This window comes from Bradyrhizobium sp. T-1 (assembly GCF_053592855.1).
The window spans coordinates 91,638-117,710 of sequence record NZ_CM132115.1 but is presented as its reverse complement, the minus strand read 5'-3'; the positions used below and the strand labels follow the sequence as shown (position 1 = coordinate 117,710).

The window sequence follows — 26,073 nt, the reverse complement described above, 5'->3', positions numbered from 1 at the left end:
AGTCGAGATCTCGGTGCACGTTCACAGCTCGCAGCTCATTGCTCCGGGGGCCGAGGATCATCTGCCGGATCAGCGTGCCGCGATCATTCCGGCAATCCCGCCCGCCGCAGACCTTCCCCGTATCGCCAGGCATCGTCCGGCCGCCGGTAGGGCCCGAATATGGCTTCGAGGTTGGAGACGCGCTCGTCGGGATTGATGTGCAGCAGCCGGTCCACGGCCTTCTGCGCCGGCTTCATCTGTCCGGCGAACGCATCTGCCGCCGCACCGATGCGCAGCGCCGGCAACAGTCTTGGCGTGCCGCGCAGGGCCGCCGTCGCCCAGGATGATGCCTCGCCGTAACGGCCGGCGAAGAAATGCGCGTGGGCCATCGCCACCTGCATCAGCGGCATCAGGGGATCGACGGGGCTGAGGCGCATCGCAAGAGCGAGATGCGATACGGCCGCCTCCGGCTCGCCCATCCAGCTCTTGATGAAGCCGGCGAAGTAGGACGCCCACATCAGATTGGGATTCACATGGAGCGCCTGCTCGATGCAGGCAGCGCCGGTGTCGAGATCGCGCACCACATAGGCCAGCGCGCCGGCGCTGGTTGCCAGCGCGAGGGCATCATCGCTGCCGAGACGGATCGCATGCCGCGCCAGCCGGTCGGTCTCGGCGATGTCGCGCGCGAGATCGTCGGTCGGCCACCGGTTGGTCCTGTCCTTGACGTAGCAATAGGCGGCCATGCCGTAGGCGGAAGCGAACTCCGGATCGAGATCGATGGCGCGCCTGAACATCTGCAAGGCTTCGACATTGGCCTCGCGGATCGTGAAGCGGTAGATCGCCGCCGTGCCGCGCAGATAATATTCATAGGCGCCCAAACTCTCCGTCGGCTTGCGCTTGGCGCGCTCGATCGCGGAGTGCTCGAGCTTCGGCACCAGCAATCCCACGACCTGTCGCGCGATCTGGTCCTGCAAGTCGAAGATATCAGCGAGCGCGCCGTCGAACCTGTCGGCCCACAGATGCGCACCGGTTGACGCATCGATGAGCTGGGCGGTGATGCGCACGCGGTCGGCCGATCTGCGCACGCTGCCTTCGAGCACGAAGCTGACGCCCAGCTCGCGGCCGATCTGCTTGATGTCGACGGCGCGGCCTTTATAGGTGAAGCTGGAATTGCGCGCGATGACGAACAGCGAGCGAAAGCGCGACAGCGTCGTGATGATTTCCTCGACGACGCCGTCCGCAAAATACTCTTGGCTCGGGTCGTCGCTCATGTTCTGGAACGGCAGCACCGCGACGGCCGGCTGGACCGGAAGCGGAAGCACTTCGGTCGCAGTGGGAGCCGCCGCAGCGATCGAGGCCTGGTTGTCTGACCTCACCGGGCCGATGAACCGATAGCCGTATTTCGGCATGGTCTCGATCCAGCGCTCACCACCGTGCTCTTCGCCGAACACCCGGCGCAGCGCGGCGATCTGCACCGGCAGGTTGCTCTCCTCGACGATCAGGCCGGACCATGCGGATTTGATCAGCGCATCTTTGGAGACCGGGCTTCCCGGCCGCTCCAGCAGCACGCGCAGCACGGCGATCGCGCGCTGGCCGATCGCGACCGGCTCCTCGCCGCGAAACAGCAGCGCGGCATCGGCGTCGAGTCGGAACGGACCGATGATGTAACCCGTGGCCATGACGCGATGCTTAAGAACTTTTTCAGAACGGCACCATGACTTTCGGCGGAGCCGGGCGCAGATATCAACCACCCCGATTTGCAGGGGCGAGCATGCTGGCCGGATTTCGGCCGTAAAATCAATTAGGTGCGACGCGTCTTCCCGCGCACGGGGTCGCCCCGGGGATTTAAGCGCGCAATGGCCGCGTGACCAACGACGATAGAAGGATCTGCCACATGGCACTCGCACTCAACGACATCGCGCCGGATTTCGAAGCGCAAACGACCGAAGGCGATATCCGTTTTCACGACTGGATCGGCGATTCCTGGGCGGTGCTGTTTTCGCATCCGAAGGACTTCACGCCTGTCTGCACCACCGAGCTCGGCACCATGGCCGGCCTCAAGGGCGAGTTCGACAAACGCAACGTCAAGATCATCGGCATCTCGGTGGATCCGGTCGAGAACCACAACAAGTGGAAAGGCGACATCGAGAAGGCCACGGGCCATGCGGTCAACTATCCGATGATCGCCGACCGCGACCTCAAGGTTGCCAAGCTGTTCGGCATGCTGCCGGCTTCCGCGGGCAACACGTCGGAAGGCCGCACGCCGGCCGATAACCAGACGGTGCGCTCGGTATTCGTCATCGGTCCCGACAAGAAGATCAAGCTGGTGCTGACCTATCCGATGACGACGGGACGCAATTTCCGGGAAATTTTGCGCGTCATCGATTCCATGCAGCTGACGGCCAGGCTGCCGGTTGCGACTCCCGCCGACTGGGCCCCTGGCGAAGACGTCGTGATCGCGGCGTCGGTGTCGGATGAGGACGCCGTCAAGCGCTTTGGCACCTTCGTGACCGTGCTGCCCTATCTGCGCAAGACCAAGCAGCCGTCGGTCTGACGGCTGCACCGTCATTGCGAGGTGCCTGCGACAAAATTGCGTAGCAATTTTGTTCCGCTCGCAATGACGATGCGGAAACATCATCGGCGCAAATGAAAACGGGCACGCCTTCGCGTGAAGGCATGCCCGTCAAATCTCTAAACCTGCGACTTGCGTGCTCTCAGTGCACGCTCACCGCTTGCAACTCGTTGCTCCAGGCGTTGGCGATCGCGGCTTCGCGGCTGTCGGTCAGCATGATCGGCGTGCCGTCGGCGGCGTGGAGCGCGAACAGCTTGAGGCCGGGCGCAATCTTCGGGGCTTCGGGGAACAGGCCGGGCACATCCTCGGAGCGGATCTGCTTCACATAGGCGATGTGGCCTTCGCCGAGGTTCGCCAGCGTCTCGGGCGAGGCGTTCCTGGCTTCGTGTTCGAATACAACGTGACCTTCACTCATGGTCTCGACTCCTTCACAGAAACTAAGCGGTCGAGTCCGCTACTCGTTCCATTATTCGTGCTCATTGATAGCGATTGTCTTAACGATCCTCTCCGGTTCAGGCCGGGCCAGGTCGATCGACAACAACCCGTTCTTCAGATCCGCACCCAGCACCAGCATCCCCTCCGCCAGCACGAAGGTGCGCTGGAAGTGGCGCGCGGCGATGCCGCGATGGATGTATTGCCGGGTCTTGTCGTCCTGCTGCCGCCCGCGAATGACGAGCTGGTTTTCCTCAATGGTTACATCGAGTTGGTCGCGGGTGAAGCCGGCGACCGCCAGCGTGATGCGCAAGCGTTCGGGCTGGCCGTCCGCTCCGCCGCATCGCTCGATATTGTAGGGAGGGTAACCGTCGGCGCCTTTGACGACGCGATCGAGCACGCGCTCGATTTCGTCGAAGCCCAGAAGGAACGGACTGGATAACGTAGGAACACGAGACATAGTTTACAAAGTCCTCTCGAAGCGACTTTGGCATTTCAGGGCCCTTTGCGGCACCCCTTGGTCAGCAATATGGGCATATCTCTGTGGGGTTCAAGCGCGTAGCAGGGGGCTGTGGATTCACTGCTTGCGCCGTGGCCCGCTATAGCGAATTTTCGGGGCGATTTATCCCAATGAAAACAGGGCCCCTTCTACTGTGCATGGGGTTGTTTTCGCGTCTTTGGCGGCCGGACCTCTCGGAACCGGTCAGGCCTCGACCCGCTTGCGCCCGTCGCCGCTGAACAAGTGCAGCTTTGAACGCACCGCGGCGACCCGAATCTTCTCACCGATGGCCGGAGCCTCGGTCCCGGGGATGCGGACGATGACCTCGCCCGGCGGTAGCTCCCCCGGGGTCGCCGCGACGCGCTGCTCCTCCTCGGCACGCGCGCCGTAAACGAAAGTCTCGGCGCCGACGCGCTCGATCGCTTCGACGGTCAGGGACAGCGCAACGCCGCCGGCCGGCGCCTGGTCGGTGATGACAAAATCCTCCGGCCGGATGCCGAGGATGCCGGCATCGCCCGCACTGCCGCCGAGCTGCGATTTGATCTCGTCGGCGCGCGTCGCCATCAGGTTCATCGGCGGCGCGCCGATGAAGGAGGCGACGAAGGTCGTGGCAGGCTTCTCGTAGATTGCCAGCGGATTGCCGATCTGCTCGACCTGGCCGCCGTTCATCACCACGAGAATGTCGGCGAGCGTCATCGCTTCGAGCTGGTCGTGGGTGACGTAGATCGAGGTGACATTGAGCCGGCGTTGCAATTTGCGGATCTCGACGCGCATCGCGATGCGCAGCTTGGCGTCGAGGTTGGAGAGCGGCTCGTCGAACAGAAACACTTTCGGTTGGCGCACGATGGCGCGGCCCATGGCGACGCGCTGGCGCTGACCGCCGGAGAGCTGGCGCGGCTTGCGCTCCAGCATGGCCGAGAGCTCGAGCACGCGGGCGGCTTCCTCGACGCGGGTCTTGATCTCGGCTTCCTTCATGCCGCGATTGCGCAGGCCGTAAGCCATGTTGTTGAAGACGCTCATATGCGGATAGAGCGCGTAGTTCTGGAACACCATCGCGATGTCGCGATCGGCGGGCTCGACCTGGTTGACGACCTTGCCGCCGATGTCGATCTCGCCACCGGTGACGGTCTCGAGGCCCGCGACCATGCGGAGCAGTGTCGACTTGCCGCAGCCGGAGGGGCCGACCAGCACGCAGAACTGACCGTCGCCGACATCGACGTTGACGCCCTTGATGGCCTCGAAGCCGCCGGTGTAGGTCTTGCGGACGTTGCGCAGGGTAACGTTAGCCATGGGTTTCACCGGCGAATAGCGAATAGGGAGTGGCGAGTAGGGCGCGACGAGAGAGCAAGGCAACTGCAGCGACCCTATTCGCTGCTCGCCATTCGCAATTCGCGATCATCACTTCTCCGTCTCGACCAGGCCGCGCACGAACAATTTCTGCATGGCGACGACGACGAACACCGGCGGCAGCATGGCCAGCACGGCGGTCGCCATCACGATCGGCCATTCGGTCAGCGCGTCGTTGGTGGTCATCATCTTGCGAATGCCGATCTGGATGGTCTGCATGTCGTCGCGGGTGGTGATCAAAAGCGGCCAGAGATATTGATTCCAGCCGAGGATGAAGAGGATCACGAACAGCGCGGCCATGTTGGTGCGCGACAGCGGCAGCAGCGTATCCCAGAAGAAGCGCAGCGGACCCGCACCGTCGATGCGCGAGGCCTCCAGCAGTTCGTCCGGCACGGTCATGAAGAACTGGCGGAACAGCAGCGTCGCAGTGGCCGACGCGATCAGCGGCAGCGAAAGGCCGGCATAGCTGTCGAGCATGTGCAGGTCGGCGACGATCTTGTAGGTCGGATAGATGCGCACCTCGACCGGCAGCATCAGCGTGATGAAGATGAGCCAGAAGATCGGCATCCGCAGGGGAAAGCGGAAATAGACGATCGCATAGGCCGAGATGATAGAGATCGCGATCTTGCCGACAGCGACCATCAGCGCCATCACCAGCGAGTTCAGCATCATGTTGCCGACGGGCTCGCGGGTCGTGCCGCTCGTGCCGACGAAGATGGTCTGGTAGTAGACCTCGAAGAAATGGCCGCCGGGCAGCAGCGACATCTGCCCGTTGGCGATCAGCGCGTTGTCCTGGGTCGATGCGACGAAGGCGACGTAGACCGGGAAGGCGACGATCGCGATCCCGATCCAGAGGATGATGTGGGCGACGTAGCGTCGAAAGCCCTCTTGCTCGACCATCAGTAGGTCACCTTGCGTTCGACGAAGCGGAACTGGATGCCGGTCAGCACGATGACCATGATCATCAGGATCACCGATTGTGCCGCGGAGCTGCCGAGATTGCCGCCGATCAGGCCGTCGTTATAGACCTTGTAGACCAGCGTCTCCGTCGACTTGCCGGGACCGCCGCGGGTCATGGTGTCGATGATGCCGAAGGTGTCGAAGAAGGCGTAGACGATGTTGACGACCAGCAGGAAGAAGATGGTCGGCGACAGCAGCGGGAAGGTCACGGTCCAGAACCGCCGCATCGGGCGCGCGCCGTCGATCGCGGCGGCCTCGAGCACGCTTTTCGGAATGGCTGCGAGGCCCGCGAGGAAGAACAGGAAATTATAGGAGATCTGCTTCCAGGCGGCGGCGAGGATGACCAGCGTCGCGGCCTGATCGCCATCGAGCAGCGGATTCCATTCGATGCCGGCGGCGCGCAAATAGCGCGACAGCACGCCGAGCGAAGGATGCAGCATGAACACCCAGAGCACACCGACCACGGGCGGCGCCACGGCATAGGGCCAGATCAGCAGCGTGCGGTAGATCGCGCCGCCGCGTAAGGGCTTGTCCGCCATCACCGCCAGCAGCAGCGCCACCGAGAGCGAGGACGCCGCGATCGCGAACGAGAAGAAGAAGGTTCGGACGATCGTCTCGAAATAGGCGGGCTCGCTGAACAGCTCGACGTAATTCTCGAACCAGACGAAGCTCGTCGAGAGGCCGAAGGCGTCCTGGAGCAGGAAGGACTGGATGACGGCCTGCAAGGCCGGCCAGTAGAAGAAAATCAGAACGATCGCGAGCTGCGGAGCAACCAGCGCATAGGGCAGTAGCTTTGATCGGAAAATCGCTTGCTTTTGCATGATGGGTGGCGCCGGCGGGCTGCTCGACGTTGCGGCCCGCCGGCGCGTGCGCCTTATTTTACGGCGGTCTTTTCGAACTGACGCAGCATGGTGTTGCCGCGTTCGACGGAGGCATCGAGCGCCTGCTTGGCCGTCTTCTTGCCGGCGAGCGCCTGCTCGATCTCTTCCGCCCAGACGTCACGCAGCTGGACCATGTTGCCGAGGCGCAGGCCGCGGGAGTTCTCGGTCGGCTCCTTGTTGGTCAGCTCGAGCAGGGGGGTCTCGAGATAAGGCTGGTCCTTGTAGAAGCCCTCGGCCTTGGCCTTGTCGTAGGCGGCCTTGGTGATCGGCAGATAGCCCGAGGCCTTGTGGATGTAGACCTGACGATCGGTGTCCGAGAGGAAAGTCAGGAATTTCGCCACGCCCTTGTATTCGTCGGCCGACTTGCCGCCCATCACCCAGAGCGAAGCACCGCCGATGATCGAGTTCTGCGGCGCGCCCTTGACGTCCGGATAGTATGGCATCGGCGCAGCTGTGAAGTTGAACTTGGCCTGCGCCTTGACGTTGCCGAAGAAGGCCGACGAGGTCAGGTAGATGGCGCACTCACCCGAGGTGAAGCGGCCTTCGCCCTGGTTGGTGCGGCCGGCGTAGTCGTAGGTCTTGTCCTTCTGCAGCTCGACCAGCTTCTCGAGATGCTTGACCTGGAGCGGCGCGTTGAACTCGAGCTTGGTGTCGAAGCCGTCGAGGCCATTCGCCTTGCTCGCGAGCGGCACGTTGTGCCAGGCCGAGAGCTGCTCGAGATTGACCCATGTGACCCAGGAGTTGGAGAAGCCGCAGGTCGGATGGCCGTTGTCGTGCAGCTTCTTGGCGACCTCGAACACTTCAGGCCAGGTCTTCGGGATCTCGGCGTTGACCTTCTTCAGCTCGTCGAGATTGATCCACATGACGGTCGACGACGAGTTGAAGGGGAACGACAGCATCTCGCCCTTCGAGGTCGAGTAGTAGCCGGTGATCGCGGACAGATAGTTCTTCGGATCGAACTTCTCGCCGGCCTCCTGCATCATCTTGTAGACGGGCTTCACGGCGCCGGTCGCGGCCATCATGGTCGCGGTGCCGACTTCGAACACCTGCATGATGTGCGGAGCGTTGCCGGCACGGAATGCCGCGATGCCCGCGTTCATGGTGTCGGGATAGCTGCCCTTGTAGGTCGGGACGACCTTGTACTCGCTCTGCGACGCATTGAAGTCGTTTGCGAGCTTGACGATGACGTCGTTGTTCGCGCCCGTCATCGCGTGCCACCATTGGATTTCAGTGACCGCCAGCGCCGGCGAAGCCGTCAGGCCGACCGTGACCGCAAATGCGGCAGCCGCCCCAAAATGTCGAAGAGCCATCAAGTAAACCTCCCTTAGCCGTCCCTTGGTCGTCAAAAAGATCGCTTGCGCTAGCAGCGCCATATGACGTTCACATGACTGTGTAAGCGGCCGAAACGAAAGCGGCAAGCGCTGGAAAAGGGAAGCCATCAAATAGGCGAACGCGCCCCGCGCAGCCGGCGTCGTTCGCGGTGCACATTTGTGCCCGCGCCGCAGTGCGGCATCGCTGTTGAGGCTGACCCTAGCGCTTGCGCTCGGGGCCGCAGACCACGCCCTTTGCGACCATCGCGTCGATCTCCGCCCTGGAGTAGCCGAACTCGCCCAGCACCTCCTGGGAGTGTTGGCTGAACTTCGGCGGCAGGCGGCGGAGGCTCGGCTTGCTGCGATCGAGCCGGATTGGCGAGGCCACGCCCTTGTACCAGTCCTTCTCGATGACATCGCCGCGGGCGATCGTATGCGGATTGGTCAGCGCCTGGTCGATCTTCTGCACCGGGCCTGCGGGCAGGCCGGCGGCGAGCAGGCGATTGCACAGCGGCTCGGCCTCGTGCTGGCTGAACACCGCGGCCAGCTCGGCGCGCAACGCTTCGCGGTTGGCGATGCGGTCCTTGTTGCGGGCAAAGCGCGGGTCGGTGCCGAGCTCGGGCTTGCCGATCTCCTTGGCGAGCTTGCGGAAGGTGCCGTCATTGCCGACGCCGATGAAGATGTCGTCGGTCTTGGTCGGGAAGATCGCGTAAGGCACGAGATTCGGATGCTCGTTGCCGGTCAGCCCGGGCGGCTTGCCATGCATGAAATAATTCGCGGTGTGCGGATGCATGATGGCGAGGCCGGTCTCGTACAGCGTCGTCTCCAGGAACTGGCCCTTGCCGGAGCGCTGCCGCTCCGACAGCGCCATCAGGATGCCGATCGCGGCGTAAAGTCCGGTGGTGATGTCGACCAGGGGCACGCCGATCCGCATCGGACCGCTTTCGGGTGAGCCGGTGGCCGCGATCATGCCGGTCATGGCCTGGATGATGGCGTCATAGCCGGGATTGCCGCCACGCGGGCCGTCGGCGCCGAAGCCGCAGATCCGGCAATGCACGAGGCGCGGAAATTTCTCGCGGAGCACATCGTTGCCGATGCCCCATTTCTCCAACGTGCCCGGCTTGAAATTCTCGATCAGGACGTCGGCCGTCTCCAGCATCTTCAGCAGCACGACGCGGCCGCCCTCGGAGGCGAGGTCAAGGCCGATCGAGCGCTTGTTGCGGTTGATGCCGATGAAATAGGCGGCGTCCTCCTCGTGGAAGGGAGGGCCCCATTCGCGCACCTCGTCGCCTGCGGGCGGCTCGACCTTGATCACGTCGGCGCCGTGGTCGGCGAGGATCTGGGTGCAGTAGGGACCGCCAAGCACGCGGGTGAGATCGATGACGCGCAGCCCGCTCATTGCCCCCAAAACGGCTTCAGAACTCATGCCTTCGCTTCCCCTGTGTCGATATTTGAGCACAGGCCTAGCGAGGTTCACCCAAGCCAGCAATGGCTTGTTGCGTAGGGGCGTATGCACCGCAGGCGGCAATCCCGCAGCGTGGCAAATCAAAGGAAACGGCCGGCCCGAGGGGGATCTCGGGCCAGCCAATCCACCGTCAGATCAGACGACCGTCAGGCGAACGTCGACATTGCCGCGCGTCGCGTTGGAGTACGGGCACACCTGGTGCGCCTTCTCGACCAGCGCTTCGGCATCGGCGCGGGAAAGACCCGGCAGCGAGACGGCGAGATCGATGTCGAGACCGAAGCCGCCGGCCGAGCGCGGGCCGATGCCGACGGTCGAGGTGACGGAGGCGTCGGCGGGAACCTTCGGACCGCCCTGCGAGGCCACAAACTTCATCGCGCCGATGAAGCAGGCGGCATAGCCGGCCGCAAACAGCTGTTCGGGATTGTTGCCGGCGCCACCGCCGCCGCCGAGCTCCTTCGGCGTGGTGAGCTTCACGTCGAGGGCGCCGTCGAGGGTCGCAGCATGGCCGTCGCGGCCGCCGGTGGCTTTTGCGCTGGTCTTGTAGAGGACGTTCACGGACATTTTCGTCTCCTCAGGGGGCTTCGGGTTGGGGCGCATGCTGTATTGCAAACAATTAGATTGTGCGCAATCTAATTTTGCATGTCTCACATTTAATTGTTCGCAATTGAATGTGCGGCCGGCCGGTCCCAGAATGGGAGAAACGCGCGAGATTCTCTATGGCCCGGAAATTATCGACCCTCGATCCGCAACGCCTCGACAACCAGATCTGCTTCGCTGTGTATTCGGCCGCGCACGCCTTCAACCGCGTCTACAAGCCGCTGCTGGACCGGCTCGGCCTGACTTATCCGCAATATCTGGTGATGCTGGTGCTGTGGGAGCGCGACGACGTGCCGGTGAAGGACATCGGCGAGAAGCTGTTTCTCGATTCGGGCACGCTGACGCCGCTGTTGAAGCGGCTCGAGGCCGCGCATCTGGTCAAGCGCACGCGCTCGAGCGAGGACGAGCGTCAGGTTCTGATCGCGCTGACACCGCAGGGCCATGCGCTGAAGGAGAAGGCGCGCAGCGTCCCGCAGTCGATCCTGGCGGCCTCGGAGTGCTCGGTCTCGGAGCTGGTCGCGATGAAGGACGAGATCGTCGCGCTAAGGGATCGGCTGAATGCGGTGATTGGGGAGTAGGCCCCGGACACGCACGATCAGAAATGCTTTTTGGCGAACGCGCGACCAGAGCCAGATTTCAGATGTCGCTCGAATGCGACAGCGCGTGCGGCGTCATCGAAAGCGAAATACGTTCGAATTCGCCAGGGCCCATATTTTGACGTGTGCGGCACCTCGCCGGCATTGTGTTTTGCCAGGCGCGCTCTCAGGTCGTCGGTGATGCCGACGTAGAAGTGCTCGGAGTCGACGCTTTCGAGGATATAGACGTATTTCATTCTGCTTCCTCCCCTGAGGGTAGATTAGCAGATCCGAGACACGTTTATGGTGTTGCTACTGTCCACCAACACGACAGTGGGGATATCGGCCAGTCCGCCGTCGCCCTTCGGGCTTTGGCGGGACAGCCTTCGCTCACTTCGCTACGAGGGACTTCCCGGGCTTGCCCAGCCGTAGCTCGCGAAGCGAGCGAAGGCTGGTGGAGCCAGGCGGGATCGAACCGCCGACCTCTTGCATGCCATGCAAGCGCTCTCCCAGCTGAGCTATGGCCCCTTTAGTCTTGGGACGATCCCGAGGGGATCACTCCCGACCAGCGAGCCTGGTGACTCGCGCGGTGCACCCTTTTTCACAGATCGGTGCTGATCTCAAGTCTCTTCATCACCTCCGACATCACCAATGATGTCGGTCACGTCCTCATCGCCTTCTTCTTCGTCGGCAATGAAGGTCGAATCATCATCGTCGTCGTCGTCGAGGGTCTCGTCGACCTCGATATCGTCCTCGGATTCGGGGACGACGGCCTTCACCTTGCCGGTGTTCTCTTCGGCATCGGCCTCTTCCAGCGAGACCTCTTCGACCTCGGCCGGCTCCGGCGTGTTGTCTGCGGCTGCGGCGTGACGGGCTTCGGCGCCGCGGGTCGCGCGGGCCGGCGCCACGGGCGCGATCGGCACAACCTCGCCGGTATAGGGCGAGATCACCGGATTCTTGTTGAGGTCGTAGAACTTCTTGCCCGTGGTCGGGCAAATACGTTTGGTTCCGAGTTCGGACTTGGCCACGGCAGAGGAATCCTGGGAATGTCTGAAAAGCGGTGCTTCACTTGGCTAGTTGGCGGCCCGCTGTCAATAGCGCATTACGGAAGAAAGACATGCCCGTGACGGCGGGCGGACCATGTGGTACCTGCCCGCAGCCCTACAGGGCCATCCAAGGACACAATCTTGACCCATTCCGATAAGCCGACACCGCTGACGTCGCGCTCAAGCGGCCCCCTGACCGGAAAAGTACGGGTGCCCGGGGACAAGTCGATCTCGCACCGGGCCCTCATCCTGGGCGCGCTGGCGGTCGGCGAGACCCGGATAACGGGCCTCCTTGAGGGCGAGGACGTCCTCAACACCGCCAAATCGATGCAGGCGCTCGGCGCCAAGGTCGAGCGCACCGGCGATTTCGCCTGGAAGGTCCAGGGTGTGGGCGTTGGAGGCTTTGCCCAGCCCAAGGCGGCGCTGGATTTCGGCAACTCCGGCACCGGTTGCCGGCTGGTCATGGGCGCCGTCGCCGGCTGCCCGATCTCGGCGGTGTTCGATGGCGACGCCTCGCTACGCAGCCGCCCCATGCGCCGGATTCTCGACCCGCTCGAAAAGATGGGCGCCAAGGTGATCTCCGGCGGCGAGGGCGGCCGCCTGCCGCTGACCGTCCAGGGCGCGCGTGATCCGCTGCCGATCACCTACAAGACCCCGGTCGCCTCGGCCCAGATCAAGTCCGCCGTGCTGCTGGCGGGGCTGTCTGCGCCGGGCACCACGACGGTGATCGAGAGCGAGGCCAGCCGCGACCATACCGAGCTGATGCTGAAGCACTTTGGTGCTGATATCACCTCGGTCGCCGAGGGGGCTCACGGCCGTCGCATCTCGCTGGTCGGCCAGCCCGAGCTGCACGGCGCCACTGTCATCGTGCCCGCTGATCCGTCTTCTGCGGCCTTTCCGGTCGTCGCGGCGCTGATTGTCGAAGGCTCCGATGTCGTTCTTTCCGACGTGATGACCAATCCGCTGCGCATCGGCCTTTTCACGACGCTGCGTGAAATGGGCGCTTCCATCGAGGAGAGCGACGTGCGCGGCGATGCCGGCGAGCCGATGGCGCGCCTGCGCGTGCGCGCGTCAAAACTGCGCGGGGTCGAGGTGCCGCCGGAGCGCGCGCCGTCGATGATCGATGAATATCTGGTGCTGGCGGTCGCGGCTTCCTTTGCCGAAGGCACGACCATCATGCGCGGGCTGCAAGAGCTGCGCGTCAAGGAATCCGATCGGCTCGAGGCCACCGCGGACATGCTCCGCGTCAATGGCGTGAAGGTCACTGTTTCCGGCGACGATCTGATCGTCGAGGGCCGCGGGCATGTCCCCGGCGGCGGCACCGTCGCCACGCATATGGACCACCGCATCGCGATGTCGGCGCTGGTGATGGGCTGCGCATCCGATCAGCCCGTAACCGTCGATGACACCGCCTTCATCGCCACCAGTTTCCCGGACTTCATTCCGATGATGCGGTCGCTGGGGGCCGAGTTTTCATGATCATCGCCATCGACGGCCCCGCGGCCTCGGGCAAGGGCACGCTCGGCAAGCGCCTCGCGCATCATTACGGCTATCGTCATCTCGATACCGGCGTGATCTATCGCGCCGTCGCCTACGCGCTGATGCAGTCCGGCCATGACCTGCAGGACGAGGCCGCGGCCGTGCGGGCCGCCCTGGAGCTCGACCCTGAAAAGTTCGGCAATCCCGCCCTGAAGACCCAGGAGGCCGGCGAGGGCGCCTCCATTGTCTCGGCGATTCCCAGTGTTCGCGAGGCCCTGGTCAATTTCCAGCGGCAGTTCGCCGCCGATCCGCCCGGCGCCGTGCTGGACGGCAGGGATATCGGAACCGTGATCTGCCCCCATGCCGACGTGAAGATCTTTGTCGTGGCCGATCCCAAGGTCCGCGCTCGCCGCCGGACCATGGAGGCAAGGGCGCGGGGTGAGGAGGCGGATGAGGCGGCCGTGCTCGCCGACATCATCCGGCGCGACGAAAGGGACAAGAACCGGCCGATTGCGCCTCTAAAGCCTGCCCCGGATGCTCACTTGCTTGATAACTCCCAACTGGATATAGAAGGCGGCGTCCGGGCCGCCATCGACATTATCGAGGCTGTCCGAGCGGGCCGGTCGCGGGGTTAAGCCGCAGCCGTCATTGGAGGAAGCGCCCGCTCCCGCTCTTTGAGGTCGGTACTCTCGGTCCCTGTTCGGGACCGACGCGATCCAGGCTCCGGACAACAGATTTTCCACGTATCGAACGCGCGGGCCTCTGCCGGCCCGCTTCCGCTGTTTCGGCGTCAAGCCGGAGCAACGAGCGGTCGCTCGAAGGTCTTGCGGACCTTCCGACACTGCGTGCGCGATACGCCCGTGAACCCCAACGGCCGGCAAGACATCCGCAACTGGAGAACAAATGGCTTCGACTTCCGCTGATTCCTATAGCCCGTCGCGCGACGATTTCGCCGCGATGCTCGACGAGTCCTTCGCAGGTGGCAACCTGCAGGAGAGCTCGGTCGTCAAGGGCAAGGTGGTTGCAATTGAAAAGGACATGGCCGTCATCGACGTCGGCCTGAAGACCGAAGGCCGCGTTGCGCTGCGCGAATTTTCCGGCCCCGGCCGTGACAGCGAGATCAAGGTTGGCGACGAGGTGGAAGTGTTCCTCGATCGCATCGAAAACGCCCTCGGCGAAGCCGTGCTGTCGCGCGACAAGGCGCGCCGCGAAGAGAGCTGGGGCAAGCTGGAGAAGGCGTTCCAGAACAACGAGAAGGTCACGGGCGTCATCTTCAACCAGGTCAAGGGTGGTTTCACCGTCGACCTCGACGGTGCCGTTGCCTTCCTGCCGCGTTCGCAGGTTGACATCCGCCCGATCCGCGACGTTGCGCCGCTGATGAACAACGCGCAGCCGTTCCAGATCCTCAAGATGGACCGCCGCCGCGGCAACATCGTCGTCTCCCGCCGCACGGTTCTCGAAGAGACCCGCGCCGAGCAGCGTCAGGAGCTGGTGCAGAACCTCGAAGAGGGTCAGGTGATCGACGGCGTGGTCAAGAACATCACCGACTACGGTGCGTTCGTTGATCTCGGCGGCATCGACGGTCTGCTGCACGTCACCGACATCGCGTGGCGCCGCGTCAACCACCCGACCGAGGTGCTCTCGATCGGCCAGACCGTGAAGGTCAAGATCATCAAGATCAACCACGAGACGCACCGCATCTCGCTGGGCATGAAGCAGCTGCTGGACGATCCGTGGCAGGGCATCGAAGCCAAGTACCCGCTGGGTGCCCGCTTCACCGGCCGTGTCACCAACATCACCGACTACGGTGCGTTCGTCGAGCTCGAGCCGGGCATCGAGGGCCTGATCCACGTCTCCGAGATGTCGTGGACCAAGAAGAACATGCACCCCGGCAAGATCGTGTCGACCTCGCAGGAAGTCGACGTGCAGGTGCTGGAAGTCGATTCCGTCAAGCGCCGCATCTCGCTCGGCCTCAAGCAGACCATGCGCAACCCCTGGGAGGTCTTCGTCGAAGGTCACCCGACCGGTTCGGTGGTCGAAGGCGAAGTCAAGAACAAGACCGAGTTCGGTCTGTTCCTGGGCCTCGAGGGTGACGTCGACGGCATGGTCCATCTCTCCGACCTCGACTGGAAGCTTCCGGGCGAGCAGGTGATCGACAACTACAAGAAGGGCGACATGGTGAAGGCCGTGGTGCTCGATGTGGACGTCGAGAAGGAGCGTATCTCGCTCGGCATCAAGCAGCTCGAAGGCGACCCCTTCGCCGAGCCGGGCGATGTCAAGAAGGGCGCGGTCGTGACCTGCGAAGTGCTCGAAGTGAAGGAAAGCGGTATCGAGGTGAAGATCACCGGGACCGACTTCTCGACCTTCATCAAGCGCTCGGAGCTCGCGCGTGACCGTAATGACCAGCGCGCCGAACGCTTCGCCGTCGGCGAGAAGGTCGACGCCCGCGTGATCCAGTTCGACAAGAAGGCCCGCAAGGTCCAGGTGTCGATCAAGGCGCTCGAAGTCGCGGAAGAGAAGGAAGCCATCGCGCAGTACGGCTCTTCGGATTCGGGTGCGACGCTCGGCGACATTCTGGGCACCGCGCTCAAGAACCGCGACAGCAAGTAAGCGAAACGCAGGTTTTGCTGACATCGAAGCCCCGGCGCGAGCCGGGGCTTTTTTGTTGCAGCATACTCCGTCGTCGTCCCGGACAAGCGCAGCCCTGGACAACGCGTAGCGTTGTTTAGAGCGGAGCGCCGATCCGGGATCCATACCCACAAGAATTGGTTTGGCGAAGACTTGAAGTGGGCGCCTCGCGTCACACTCCTCCCTGGGGTCATGGATCCCCGCGTTCGCGGGGATGACGAAGGAGCTTGTGGCGACTTCCTCGCCCGTCACGAGGCCTTGTTTTCTTCAAATTGCGCCGCAATTGATGTATCCAGGCAAGCCAATGGTCACGTTGTGGCGGCACAACGCCCGCGGCCTTTCATTTGGAGATATTTCGATGTCGCTCGATTCGGACATCATCGTCGACCGCCGCAGGATCCGCCGCAAGCTGACGTTCTGGCGCGTGATGGCCGCGCTGATCGCGATCGCTGCGATCGCGGGCTTCGCGCTGATCGCGACACCAGGCGCGCGCGGCAGCTTCGCCACCGCCGGCGCGATCGCACGCGTGCAGATCGACGGCCTGATCCGCAGCGATGCCGAGCGCACGCGGGCGCTGGAGCGGCTGGAGAACTCGCAGGCCGCCGCGGTCGTCGTTCACATCAATTCGCCGGGCGGCACCACCGCCGGTTCCGAGCAGCTCTATGATTCACTGACGCGGCTGAAGGCGAAGAAGCCGCTGGTCGTCGTGGTCGAAGGGCTTGCGGCGTCCGGAGGCTACATCACCGCGATTGCGAGCGACCACATCATCGCCCAGCAGAGCTCGTTGGTCGGCTCTATCGGCGTGCTGTTCCAGTTTCCCAACGTCTCGGAACTCCTGAAGACCGTTGGCGTCAAGGTGGAGGAGGTCAAGTCCACGCCGCTGAAGGCCGCGCCCAACGGCTTTGAGCCGACCAGCCCGGAAGCGCGGGCCGCGCTGGATGCGTTGGTGAAGGATTCCTATGCCTGGTTCAAGGATCTGGTGAAGCAGCGCCGTGGCATGGATGACACGCAGCTCGAAAAAGTCGTCGATGGCCGTGTCTTCACCGGCCGCCAGGCGATCGATCTCAAGCTGATCGACCAGCTCGGCGACGAGAAAACCGCCGTGACCTGGCTCGAGGAGCAGAAGGGCGTCAAGAAGGGTCTTTCGGTCCGCGATTACAAGCTCGAGCCGCGCTTTGGCGATCTGCCGTTCCTCAAGACGGCTGCTGCCGTGACGCTGGAAGCGCTTGGATTCGGCTCGATTGCGCATCAAATCGCGCAAACCGGTGTCGTGCAGGCGGTCGATCGCGTCGGTATGGATGGAATGCTGGCCTTGTGGCAGCCGGCTGCGTCGAATTGACCGGAAAAGGCGGGAACAACGCGAGCCTTGGATCTTTTTCCCGTCTGGCGGGTAGCTGCGCAGCCCGCTTTTTCGGCATTTGTCACGCATTTTCCCGACGCTCAACCTTCATTTAGCGTCTTGACAGATCAAGGCATTTTCACGGAAATGGTCATCCGCACGCTTCCGGGTCCTATCTCTCGATGATCAAATCCGAACTTGTTCAGCGTATCGCCGAGCACAACCCGCATCTGTACCAGCGGGATGTCGAGAACATTGTGAATGCGATTCTCGAAGAGATCGTAGCGGCCCTCGCGCGCGGTGACCGCGTCGAGCTGCGCGGCTTCGGTGCCTTCTCGGTCAAGCATCGCCCTGCACGCGCCGGCCGCAATCCGCGCACCGGCGCCCATGTCCCCGTCGATCAGAAGAGCGTTCCGTTCTTCAAGACCGGCAAGGAAATGCGCGAGCGGCTGAACCGCGACCATCCGGATCCCGGCGCGCCCGATTAAGGCGCGATGAAATCGCGCTTTAGGTTATGGTTTGAGCATGATCTTTGCGGAAGACCGCTGCCCACTTTTCCGGATCATGCTCTGTCGTCCGGGCTTTACCGAACAGCCGCATGATGCGGCAGCAAGCTTGATTCAAGACGAGCGATCGCGATGCGAAAGTTCCTGACCGCGCTGATCGTGATCCCGCTGGGCCTGATCCTGGTGACCTTTGCGGTGGCCAACCGGCATTTCGTCACCGTCTCGTTCGATCCCTTCATGGCGGCCGATCCGGCCCTATCGGTCACGCTGCCGTTGTTTCTGCTTCTGATCCTGGTGGCGGCCGTGGGCGTCGTCGCCGGCGGCTGCGCCGTCTGGTTCGGCCAGCGGCGTTGGCGGCGTGCCGCGCGCCGCCATGAGGCGGATGCGCGGACCGCCCGGGTCGAGCTGGCCGATCTGCGGGCCCAGACGGCCCCGGCCAAGCCCGAACCTCAACGTCACCCGGCGCCCTCCGGGATGGGCCTTTACGGGCCCGTCGGGCGAGACAAGCAGCGCGCGACGTTGTAGAAGCGGCCCCGACCGAAAAACCGTTTACCGGCCGCCGCTTGCGGCCTCCACCCGCTTTGAGACCATGTCCCTGATCGTCAAAATCTGCGGCCTGTCCACGCGCGAGACGCTCGACGTCGCGCTCGACGCGGGCGCCGACATGGTGGGGTTCGTGTTCTTTCCGCCGTCGCCGCGGCACGTCTCGCTGGAGACGGCGCGCGATCTCGGCCGGCAGGTGAAGGGGCGAGCGCTTAAAGTGGCGCTCACGGTCGATGCCGACGATGCCACGCTCGACAACATCATGGATTCGCTGTCGCCGGACATCCTCCAGCTCCACGGCAAGGAAAGCGTGGCGCGGCTGCGGGACATCAAGCAGAAGTTCGGTCGCCCGGTGATGAAGGCCGTGCCGGTCGCAATCGCGGCCGATCTTGCTGTCCTGCCGGGCTATGCCGCAGTCGCCGATCGCATCCTGTTCGATGCGCGCGCGCCGAAGGATGCGACCCGGCCCGGCGGCCTGGGCGCGCCGTTCGACTGGCACCTGCTGGAAAATCTCGATCTGAAACTGCCCTACATGGTCTCGGGCGGACTTCATGCCGACAATGTCGCCGAGGCCGTTCGCGTCACCCGCGCGGGCGGCGTCGATGTGTCCTCCGGCATCGAGAGCGCTCCCGGCGTGAAAGATCCGGAGCTGATCAAGGCCTTCATTCGCGCCGCGCGCGCCACTCAAGAGTTGAGCGTTCGATGAACATCGCCAAACCAAACTCCTATCGCAGCGGACCCGACGAGCGCGGTCATTTCGGCATTTTCGGCGGACGCTTTGTTGCCGAAACCTTGATGCCACTGATCCTCGATCTGGAGAAAGCCTACACCGCGGCCAAGGCCGATCCGGCTTTCCAGGCCGAGATGAACGGCTATCTCAAGAACTATGTCGGCCGGCCCTCGCCGCTCTATTTCGCCGAGCGTCTCACCGACCATCTCGGCGGTGCGAAAATCTACCTCAAGCGCGAAGAGCTGAACCACACCGGCTCGCACAAGGTGAACAACGTGCTCGGCCAGATCATGCTGGCGCGGCGCATGGGCAAGAAGCGCATCATCGCCGAGACCGGTGCCGGCCAGCACGGTGTCGCCACCGCGACGCTTTGCGCGCGGTTCGGTCTCGAATGCGTGGTCTATATGGGCGCGGTCGACGTCGAGCGGCAGCAGCCCAATGTGATCCGCATGGAGATGCTGGGCGCAAAAGTGTTTCCGGTGCAGTCGGGCACGCGCACGCTGAAAGATGCGATGAACGAGGCGCTGCGCGACTGGGTCACCAACGTGCACAACACCTTCTACTGCATCGGCACGGTGGCGGGTCCGCATCCCTATCCGACGCTGGTGCGCGACTTCCAGTCCATTATCGGCAACGAGACCAAGACGCAGATGCAGGAGGTCGAGGGACGCCTGCCGGATTCGCTGGTCGCCTGCATCGGCGGCGGCTCGAACGCGATGGGGCTTTTCCACCCGTTCCTTGACGATCCCTCGGTCGAAATCTTTGGTGTCGAAGCCGCGGGCCACGGGCTCACGCAGCTGCATGCCGCCTCGATCGCGGGCGGCCGTCCCGGCGTGCTGCATGGCAACCGCACCTATCTGCTGATGGATGCCGACGGTCAGATCCAGGACGCGCATTCGATCTCGGCCGGCCTCGATTATCCAGGCATCGGCCCCGAGCACTCCTGGCTGCATGAGGTCGGCCGCGTCAATTATCTCTCCGCGACCGATGACGAGGCGCTCGCCGCGTTCCAGCTGCTCTCGAAGCTCGAAGGCATCATCCCCGCACTCGAGCCCGCGCACGCCATCGCCAAGGTGATGGAGCTCGCGCCGAAGCGGCCGAAAGACCACCTGATGGTCGTCAATCTCTCCGGCCGCGGCGACAAGGACGTCCCGCAGGTCGGCGACATCCTGAAGGGCAAGAGCAAGTGAGGCGACTATCGCACTCTCTTCACCTCTCCCCGTCGGGGAGAGGTCGGCTGCGAAGCAGCCGGGTGAGGGGTCTCTCCGCTCACTCGAACCTCAATGAGGGTTCGATGAGTTCAAGTACGCCCTCTATATTTTCATACACGTCGGTATTTGAGACTCGCAGGACGAGAAATCCGCAGGCTTCAAGGACTTCGGTCCTGACGTTGTCTTTCTCGATGTCGGTCGGGCTGGAATGCGTGACACCGTCCACCTCAATGATTAGTTTTCCGTCCAACGGCACGAAATCGACGACGTACCGGTCGACAGGGTGCTGGCGGCGAAATTTCCAGCGGGCGAGCTGCCGATTGCGCAGCGCCTGCCAAAGTTTCGCTTCGGCGCTCGTCTGCGACTCGCGGAGCCTTTGCGCTCTGGACTTGAACCTCTCGATCCCCCTCACCCGGCTGCTTCGCAGCCGACCTCTCCCCGGAGGGGAGAGGTATAGCACAGCGATCGCCGAATCATGACCACGCGTATCGACACCCGTTTCGCCGAACTGAAAAAAGCCGGCCGCTCGGCCTTCGTCACCTATGTGATGGCCGGCGATCCCGATCTCGCGACTTCGCTCAATATCGTCAAGGCGCTGCCCAAGGCGGGCGCTGACGTCATCGAACTCGGCATTCCCTTCACCGATCCGATGGCGGATGGCCCCTCGATTCAGGCGGCAGGTCTGCGCGCGCTCAAGGGTGGCACGACCTTGAAGAAGACGCTGGAGCTGGTGCGCGGCTTCCGCGAGGACGACAACGTCACGCCGCTGGTGCTGATGGGCTACTACAATCCGATCTACATTTACGGTGTCGACAAGTTTCTGGCTGATGCCAAGACATCAGGCGTCGACGGCCTCATCATCGTCGATCTGCCGCCGGAGGAAGACGACGAGCTCTGCATTCCCGCGCTGAAGGCGGGCCTGAACTTCATTCGCTTGGCGACCCCGACCACCGACGACAAGCGCCTGCCCGCGGTGCTCGCGAACACGTCGGGCTTTGTCTATTACGTCTCGATCGCCGGCATCACCGGCGCAGCGGCGGCGGACGCGAATGCCGTCGGCGAAGCCGTCGCGCGCATCAAGCGGCATACCAAGTTGCCGATCTGCGTTGGCTTTGGCATCCGCACGCCGGAGGCGGCGCGCGCGATTGCCGAGAAGGCGGATGGTTCGGTGGTCGGCACCGCACTGGTCGATGCGCTCAAGAACAGCCTCGATGCCGACGGGCGCGCAACCGCCGAGACCGTTAACGCGGTGGCCGAGCTGACGGCGGCCCTGGCCCAGGGTGTCAAGGGCGCCAAACAAGCGGCCGAATAGGTCATGATTCCGTTGCCAAGGCGGCCGACACGGCGGCTTGCCGGGCAGGGGCCCGGCCGCCATATAGTCCTTCAGGCGATCCCCTGCGGGTTCGCATATCGGAGCAAACCATGAACTGGCTTACCAATGTGGTCCGGCCGAAGATCCGCAACATGCTGCGGCGGGAGACGCCGGAGAATCTGTGGATCAAGTGCCCGGATTCCGGACAGCTCGTGTTCTACAAGGACGTCGAGGCCAACCAGTTCGTCATCCCCGGCTCGAACTATCACATGCGCATGGGCGCGGTGGCGCGGCTGAAGTCGATCTTCGACAACGAGACCTGGTTCGACGTCGCCCTGCCCGACGTCACGCCCGATCCGCTGAAGTTTCGCGACGAGAAGAAATATGTCGACCGCATCAAGGATGCGCGTGCGCGCACCAATCTGAACGACGCGATCAAGGTCGGTTACGGCAAGCTCGAAGGCGCCGGCGTCGTCGTCGCCGTGCAGGATTTCGATTTCATGGGCGGCTCGCTCGGCATGGCTGCGGGTGAAGCCATCGTGCGCGGGCTCGAGCTCGCGGTCGAGAAGAAGTCGCCGTTCATCGTGTTTGCCGCCTCCGGCGGCGCGCGCATGCAGGAAGGCATCTTGTCGCTGATGCAGATGCCGCGCACCACCGTCGCGGTGCAGATGCTGCGTGAGGCAAAGCAGCCCTATATCGTCGTGCTCACCAACCCGACCACCGGCGGCGTCACCGCGTCCTACGCGATGCTCGGCGACGTGCAGATTGCCGAGCCCGGCGCGCTGATCGGCTTTGCCGGCGCGCGCGTGATCGAGCAGACCATCCGTGAGAAATTGCCTGAAGGTTTCCAGCGCGCCGAATATCTGAAAGAGCACGGCATGGTCGACATGGTCGTGCATCGCCACGAGTTGCGCCCGACCCTGGCGCGGCTCTGCCGCCTGCTGACCAAGGCACCGGCGCAGGAGAACGCGTCCAAGCCGACGCAGCCAGTCGTCAGCCCGGCGCAGATCGTCTCGGCCGCTGAGACGGCGCCGGCTGCGCCCCACGCGTGAACGCGTCTCCTGACAGCGCAAAGAAGCCGCTCGACGCATTGATCGGGCGGCTGTCGGCGCTGCATCAGAAGCGCATCGATCTCGGGCTCGAGCGCATGCACCGCCTGCTCGAGCGGCTCGGTCACCCCGAACGCAAGCTGCCGCCGGTGATCCATGTCGCCGGCACCAACGGCAAGGGCTCGACGGTGGCCTATCTGCGCGCGACGCTGGAGGCAGCTGATCTGCGCGTCCATACCTACACTTCACCCTATCTCGTCCGCATCAACGAATGCTTTCGTCTCGGCCGCGTCGGTGGCGGCGTGCTCGTCAGTGATGATGAATTGCGCGCGGCTCTGGAAGAAGTCGAGCGCGTCAATGCGGGCGAGCCTGCGACTGTGTTCGAGCTCAAGACTGCCGCCGCGTTCCTGTTGTTCGCGCAAAATCCTGCCGATGCGGTGTTGCTCGAAGTCGGCCTCGGCGGCCGGCTCGATTCGACCAATGTGGTCGATGCGCCCGCGGCCTGCGTGATCACGCCTGTCAGCATGGATCACACGGATTTCCTCGGCGATACCCTGGCGTCGATTGCGGGCGAGAAGGCCGCGATCATCAAGCACGGCGTGCCCGTGATTTGCGCCGAGCAGACCCCGGACGCGATGGCTGTGATCGAGGCGCAGGCCAAGCGCACGCGCGCGCCGCTGTTTGCCGCGAATGAAAGCTGGCACGTCAATGTCGAGCATGGGCGCCTGGTCTATTCCGACGAGCGCGGCCTGATGGATCTCGCGGCGCCGCGCCTGTTCGGCCGTCATCAGTTCGACAATGCCGGCCTTGCGATTGCGACATTGCGCGCGATTTCGACGTTCAGGATCAGCCAGGCGGCGTTCGAGGCCGGCATCGTCGGCGCCGAATGGCCGGCGCGGATGCAGCGTCTCACCTCGGGCGAACTGCTCGCCCTCGGGCCGCAGGGCTCTGAGATCTGGCTCGACGGCGGCCACAATGCCGAAGGCGGCCGCGTTGCAGCCGCCGCGCTCGGCGATCTCGAAGAACGCGTGTCGCGGCCGCTGGTCGTGATTGCGGGCATGATGGCCAACAAGGACGCAAAAGCGTTTCTCGCCAATTTCGCGGGTCTCACCCGCCACATCATCGCGGTGCCGATCCCGGACACCGAGAATGCGATGCCGGTGGATCGCCTTGCGGATGCCGTCCGCAGCCTCGGCATGCGCGTCGAGATCGCCCCCGGCGTCGAGGCTGCGCTGCGGGCTTTGTCGCGGCTCGCCTACGAAGTGCCGCCGCGCATCCTGATCACCGGCTCGCTTTATCTCGCTGGCCACGTGCTGGGGCTCAACGGCACGCCTCCTGCATAGGCGGTCTCGTGTCCCGGACGCGGTGCAGCGTGCAACGCTGCTCCGCAGAGCCGGGACCCGGAATGCCGCAACATGGGCCCCGGCTCGGCGGCGCACCACCATAGCGCGTCGAAGACGCGCGTAAGCGCGCTTATGGTGCTGCGCCGCGTTCCGGGCACGGGAGTGAGGATAACGATGCGTTTTGCCGCGATTGCCGACGTCCACGGAAACTATCTCGCGCTGGAGGCCGTGCTGGCCGATATTCGTGCACAAGGCATCACGGACATCGTCAATCTCGGCGACATGCTGAGCGGCCCGCTCGATGCACGGCGCACAATCGACATCCTGATGCCGCTCGACGCCGTGCACGTACTCGGCAACCACGACCGTTATCTGCTCGATCGTCCCCCGGAGAAGATGGGCTCGTGGGACCGTCCCGCGCATGCGCAGCTCAATGCCGCGCAACTCGACTGGCTCCGCGCGCAGCCGATGACCCGCGTGTTTCGGGAGCAGGTCTTTCTCTGTCACGCAACGCCTGAGGATGACGAAATCTATTGGCTCGACACTGTGCATCCTGACGGCACGGTCGCCCTGTCGCCGCTCGATCGCATCGAGCAGTTCGCGCAAGGCATCACGCAATCCCTGATCCTCTGCGCCCACACGCACCTTGCGCGTGCCGTGCGGCTTCGCGACGGCCGGCTGATCGTCAATCCCGGCAGCGTCGGCAGCCCCGGCTATCGCGATGTGCATCCATTCCCGCATCTGGTCGAGGCCGGCACGCCGCACTCGCGTTACGCGATCCTCGAGCTCTCTGACGCTGCCTGGCAGGTCACGTTTCGTCAGATCGCCTACGACCATGAAACGATGGCCGCGCTCGCGCGCCGCAACAATCAGCCGGAGCTTGCGAACGCGCTGGCGACGGGGTGGATCAAGTAGACGGCTCCCTCAAGGCTGCGGGCTTGACATTATAGTATGCGCGCTTATTATAAGCGTGCATATTAAATGGGAGGTCATGCCATGAGCGACGAAAACACCTGGCGGAGCGAATACGCGATCGAGACGTCGGCAGCCGCAGAAACGATCTGGAGCATCTTTCGCGACGTCCCCGCCTGGAAGAGCTGGAACGCGGGCATCGAGCAGATCGACATCGACGGGCCGTTCGAGACCGGCACCTGGTTCACCATGAAGCCTCCCGGCGAGGAGGCGCTGCGCTCGCAACTGGTCGACGTGCGCGAGAACGTCTGCTTCGTCGACGAAACACGGGTCGGCGACCTCGCCATTTTCGTCACCCATCGCATCGAGCCGCTTGGACCCGCACGGACCCGCATTGTCTACGCCGTCGATGCCCGTGGGCCGCAGGCCGCCGAGATTGGCCCTGCGGTTTCCGCCGATTTCCCCGAGGTGCTCGCGAGCCTGTCCAAACTGGCCGAGGGGACCCGATGACGAAGCCGCCGCTCCCGACCCGTCTGTCCGGCCCCGCCGAAAGCCCGGGCTTCCTGCTCTGGAAGATATCGAACGCTTGGCAACGCCGGTTGCGGGTGGCGCTTCAGCCTTACGAGATCACCCATTCCCAATTCGTGCTGTTGGCGACCGCGACCTGGTTCGGCGCCGAGGAAACGCTGACCCAGGCGCGGCTGTCCCAGCTCAGCGGCATCGATCCGATGACCACGTCCCAGGTGTTGCGCGCGCTGGAAGCAGCAGGGTTGATCGAGCGGATCGATCATCCCCAGGATCCGCGCGCCAAGGCGATCACCGTCACCAAGGCGGGGCGCGATCTCGCCCGCAAGGCTGTGGTCGCGGTCGAGGACGCCGATGCAGCGTTCTTTGAGCCGCTGGCCTCCGACACCAAGCGGCTGGTCGCGATGTTTCAGGCGCTCGTCGTAGGCAATGAGGTCGACCCAAAATAAAACGGCCGGCGAAAGGCCGGCCGTTTCGAATCCTCTGCGACGTGGATCAGACCGCGGAGGTGATCCACTGCTGCAGCTTCGCCTTCGGCGCGGCGCCGACCTGACGGGAGGCCATCTCGCCGCCCTTGAAGATCATCAGGGTCGGGATCGACATCACGCCGTATTTCGACGCGGTCTTCGGGCTCTCGTCGACGTTGAGCTTCACGATCTTGACCTTGTCGCCCATCGCGCCGGCGATCTCGTCAAGCGCGGGAGCGATCATGCGGCAGGGGCCGCACCATTCGGCCCAGAAATCGACGACCACGGGGCCGTTCGCCTTGAGCACTTCGGCTTCGAAATCGGCGTCGGAAACCTTGCTAACGGCCATTGCAGTACCTCACTCGG

29 protein-coding genes and 1 tRNA gene are annotated in these 26,073 nt (G+C 63.8%); 16 read left to right on the top strand and 14 right to left on the bottom strand.

All coding sequences use genetic code 11. The features are described from left to right. Positions 1-83: 83 nt before the first annotated feature. A complete protein-coding gene (locus ACWAT4_RS00530) occupies positions 84-1,658 on the bottom strand; it encodes a winged helix-turn-helix domain-containing tetratricopeptide repeat protein (protein WP_449729576.1) in 1,575 nt (524 codons plus the stop codon). A gap of 215 nt (positions 1,659-1,873) precedes the next feature. Here ACWAT4_RS00530 and ACWAT4_RS00525 point away from each other — a divergent pair, with 215 nt between their 5' ends. Next, a complete protein-coding gene (locus ACWAT4_RS00525; RefSeq protein ID WP_212301982.1) occupies positions 1,874-2,533 on the top strand; it encodes a peroxiredoxin in 660 nt (219 codons plus the stop codon). 160 nt (positions 2,534-2,693) lie between these two features. On the opposite strand, the gene ACWAT4_RS00520 is transcribed toward ACWAT4_RS00525, so the two are convergent. The 8 genes from ACWAT4_RS00520 to ACWAT4_RS00485 form a co-directional block, all read right to left on the bottom strand. Then, positions 2,694-2,966: a BQ00720 family protein gene (locus ACWAT4_RS00520; protein WP_212301983.1), complete on the bottom strand. Its 273-nt coding sequence runs from the start codon at positions 2,964-2,966 to the stop codon at positions 2,694-2,696. Positions 2,967-3,017: 51 nt separating this feature from the next. Then, a complete protein-coding gene (locus tag ACWAT4_RS00515; protein WP_028139463.1) occupies positions 3,018-3,443 on the bottom strand; it encodes an Hsp20 family protein in 426 nt (141 codons plus the stop codon). 243 nt (positions 3,444-3,686) lie between these two features. Then, positions 3,687-4,772: a sn-glycerol-3-phosphate import ATP-binding protein UgpC gene (locus ACWAT4_RS00510; protein WP_449729575.1), complete on the bottom strand. Its 1,086-nt coding sequence runs from the start codon at positions 4,770-4,772 to the stop codon at positions 3,687-3,689. A 108-nt stretch (positions 4,773-4,880) separates the two neighbouring features. After that, on the bottom strand, positions 4,881-5,729 hold the full coding sequence (gene ugpE, locus ACWAT4_RS00505; RefSeq protein WP_212301985.1) for a sn-glycerol-3-phosphate ABC transporter permease UgpE: 849 nt from the start codon (positions 5,727-5,729) through the stop codon (positions 4,881-4,883). Next, positions 5,729-6,610, bottom strand: a complete 882-nt coding sequence (ugpA, locus tag ACWAT4_RS00500; RefSeq protein ID WP_212301986.1) for a sn-glycerol-3-phosphate ABC transporter permease UgpA — start codon at positions 6,608-6,610, stop codon at positions 5,729-5,731. The genes ugpE and ugpA overlap by 1 nt, the downstream gene beginning before the upstream one ends. Positions 6,611-6,663: 53 nt before the next feature. Then, complete coding sequence (gene ugpB / locus ACWAT4_RS00495) at positions 6,664-7,980, bottom strand: sn-glycerol-3-phosphate ABC transporter substrate-binding protein UgpB (protein ID WP_212301987.1); 1,317 nt, start codon at positions 7,978-7,980, stop codon at positions 6,664-6,666. 220 nt (positions 7,981-8,200) lie between these two features. Next, the gene (locus ACWAT4_RS00490) at positions 8,201-9,406 is read right to left on the bottom strand and encodes a CaiB/BaiF CoA transferase family protein (RefSeq protein WP_212445542.1); all 1,206 of its coding nucleotides are present in this window, start codon (positions 9,404-9,406) and stop codon (positions 8,201-8,203) included. A 174-nt stretch (positions 9,407-9,580) separates the two neighbouring features. Further along, positions 9,581-10,006, bottom strand: a complete 426-nt coding sequence (locus ACWAT4_RS00485) for an organic hydroperoxide resistance protein (RefSeq protein ID WP_194478699.1) — start codon at positions 10,004-10,006, stop codon at positions 9,581-9,583. 155 nt (positions 10,007-10,161) lie between these two features. On the opposite strand from ACWAT4_RS00485, the gene ACWAT4_RS00480 reads away from it, so the two are divergent. Continuing rightward, positions 10,162-10,620 (top strand): MarR family winged helix-turn-helix transcriptional regulator, encoded by a 459-nt coding sequence (locus tag ACWAT4_RS00480; protein WP_212301989.1) that lies wholly within the window; start codon positions 10,162-10,164, stop codon positions 10,618-10,620. Positions 10,621-10,637: 17 nt separating this feature from the next. Here the strand turns inward: ACWAT4_RS00480 and ACWAT4_RS00475 are convergent, their stop codons facing one another. The 3 genes from ACWAT4_RS00475 to ACWAT4_RS00465 all read right to left on the bottom strand — a co-directional run bounded on the left by ACWAT4_RS00475 (position 10,638) and on the right by ACWAT4_RS00465 (position 11,645). After that, entirely contained in the window at positions 10,638-10,874 is a 237-nt protein-coding gene (locus ACWAT4_RS00475) for a GIY-YIG nuclease family protein (protein WP_212301990.1), read from the bottom strand. A gap of 195 nt (positions 10,875-11,069) precedes the next feature. Then, positions 11,070-11,145, bottom strand: a tRNA-Ala gene (locus ACWAT4_RS00470). Between the two features lie 92 nt (positions 11,146-11,237). Next, on the bottom strand, positions 11,238-11,645 hold the full coding sequence (locus ACWAT4_RS00465) for a TIGR02300 family protein (RefSeq protein WP_212301991.1): 408 nt from the start codon (positions 11,643-11,645) through the stop codon (positions 11,238-11,240). Between the two features lie 159 nt (positions 11,646-11,804). Between ACWAT4_RS00465 and aroA the strand changes: the two genes are divergently transcribed. From aroA to trpB, 8 genes are all read left to right on the top strand, one after another. Next, a complete protein-coding gene (gene aroA / locus ACWAT4_RS00460) occupies positions 11,805-13,142 on the top strand; it encodes a 3-phosphoshikimate 1-carboxyvinyltransferase (RefSeq protein ID WP_449729574.1) in 1,338 nt (445 codons plus the stop codon). Continuing rightward, positions 13,139-13,777: a (d)CMP kinase gene (gene cmk / locus ACWAT4_RS00455; protein ID WP_449729573.1), complete on the top strand. Its 639-nt coding sequence runs from the start codon at positions 13,139-13,141 to the stop codon at positions 13,775-13,777. Before aroA ends, cmk begins: the two co-directional genes overlap by 4 nt. Before the next feature lie 268 nt (positions 13,778-14,045). Then, a complete protein-coding gene (gene rpsA / locus ACWAT4_RS00450) occupies positions 14,046-15,752 on the top strand; it encodes a 30S ribosomal protein S1 (RefSeq protein ID WP_212301994.1) in 1,707 nt (568 codons plus the stop codon). A gap of 376 nt (positions 15,753-16,128) precedes the next feature. After that, positions 16,129-17,109: a signal peptide peptidase SppA gene (sppA, locus tag ACWAT4_RS00445; protein WP_212301995.1), complete on the top strand. Its 981-nt coding sequence runs from the start codon at positions 16,129-16,131 to the stop codon at positions 17,107-17,109. Positions 17,110-17,291: 182 nt separating this feature from the next. Then, positions 17,292-17,597 (top strand): integration host factor subunit beta, encoded by a 306-nt coding sequence (locus ACWAT4_RS00440; protein WP_007598410.1) that lies wholly within the window; start codon positions 17,292-17,294, stop codon positions 17,595-17,597. A 150-nt stretch (positions 17,598-17,747) separates the two neighbouring features. Then, a complete protein-coding gene (locus ACWAT4_RS00435; protein WP_449729572.1) occupies positions 17,748-18,140 on the top strand; it encodes a lipopolysaccharide assembly protein LapA domain-containing protein in 393 nt (130 codons plus the stop codon). A 64-nt stretch (positions 18,141-18,204) separates the two neighbouring features. Then, entirely contained in the window at positions 18,205-18,864 is a 660-nt protein-coding gene (locus ACWAT4_RS00430; RefSeq protein ID WP_212424237.1) for a phosphoribosylanthranilate isomerase, read from the top strand. Then, positions 18,861-20,078, top strand: coding sequence for a tryptophan synthase subunit beta (gene trpB, locus ACWAT4_RS00425; RefSeq protein WP_212424238.1), 1,218 nt, complete (start codon positions 18,861-18,863; stop codon positions 20,076-20,078). Before ACWAT4_RS00430 ends, trpB begins: the two co-directional genes overlap by 4 nt. A 79-nt stretch (positions 20,079-20,157) precedes the next feature. Here trpB and ACWAT4_RS00420 read toward each other — a convergent pair whose 3' ends face one another. Further along, positions 20,158-20,511 (bottom strand): endonuclease domain-containing protein, encoded by a 354-nt coding sequence (locus tag ACWAT4_RS00420; protein WP_449729571.1) that lies wholly within the window; start codon positions 20,509-20,511, stop codon positions 20,158-20,160. Positions 20,512-20,574: 63 nt separating this feature from the next. On the opposite strand from ACWAT4_RS00420, the gene trpA reads away from it, so the two are divergent. The 6 genes from trpA to ACWAT4_RS00390 all read left to right on the top strand — a co-directional run bounded on the left by trpA (position 20,575) and on the right by ACWAT4_RS00390 (position 25,689). Next, entirely contained in the window at positions 20,575-21,411 is an 837-nt protein-coding gene (trpA, locus tag ACWAT4_RS00415) for a tryptophan synthase subunit alpha (RefSeq protein WP_449729570.1), read from the top strand. A gap of 110 nt (positions 21,412-21,521) precedes the next feature. Continuing rightward, positions 21,522-22,463, top strand: a complete 942-nt coding sequence (accD, locus tag ACWAT4_RS00410) for an acetyl-CoA carboxylase, carboxyltransferase subunit beta (protein WP_212302001.1) — start codon at positions 21,522-21,524, stop codon at positions 22,461-22,463. Beyond that, positions 22,460-23,803, top strand: a complete 1,344-nt coding sequence (locus tag ACWAT4_RS00405; protein WP_212445534.1) for a bifunctional folylpolyglutamate synthase/dihydrofolate synthase — start codon at positions 22,460-22,462, stop codon at positions 23,801-23,803. Before accD ends, ACWAT4_RS00405 begins: the two co-directional genes overlap by 4 nt. A 174-nt stretch (positions 23,804-23,977) precedes the next feature. Continuing rightward, a complete protein-coding gene (locus ACWAT4_RS00400; protein ID WP_212424242.1) occupies positions 23,978-24,718 on the top strand; it encodes a metallophosphoesterase family protein in 741 nt (246 codons plus the stop codon). A gap of 81 nt (positions 24,719-24,799) precedes the next feature. Continuing rightward, positions 24,800-25,225, top strand: coding sequence for an SRPBCC family protein (locus ACWAT4_RS00395; RefSeq protein WP_212302004.1), 426 nt, complete (start codon positions 24,800-24,802; stop codon positions 25,223-25,225). Next, a complete protein-coding gene (locus ACWAT4_RS00390; protein ID WP_212302005.1) occupies positions 25,222-25,689 on the top strand; it encodes a MarR family winged helix-turn-helix transcriptional regulator in 468 nt (155 codons plus the stop codon). Before ACWAT4_RS00395 ends, ACWAT4_RS00390 begins: the two co-directional genes overlap by 4 nt. A 46-nt stretch (positions 25,690-25,735) precedes the next feature. On the opposite strand, the gene trxA is transcribed toward ACWAT4_RS00390, so the two are convergent. After that, a complete protein-coding gene (gene trxA / locus ACWAT4_RS00385; RefSeq protein WP_008540017.1) occupies positions 25,736-26,056 on the bottom strand; it encodes a thioredoxin in 321 nt (106 codons plus the stop codon). Positions 26,057-26,073 lie beyond the last annotated feature (17 nt).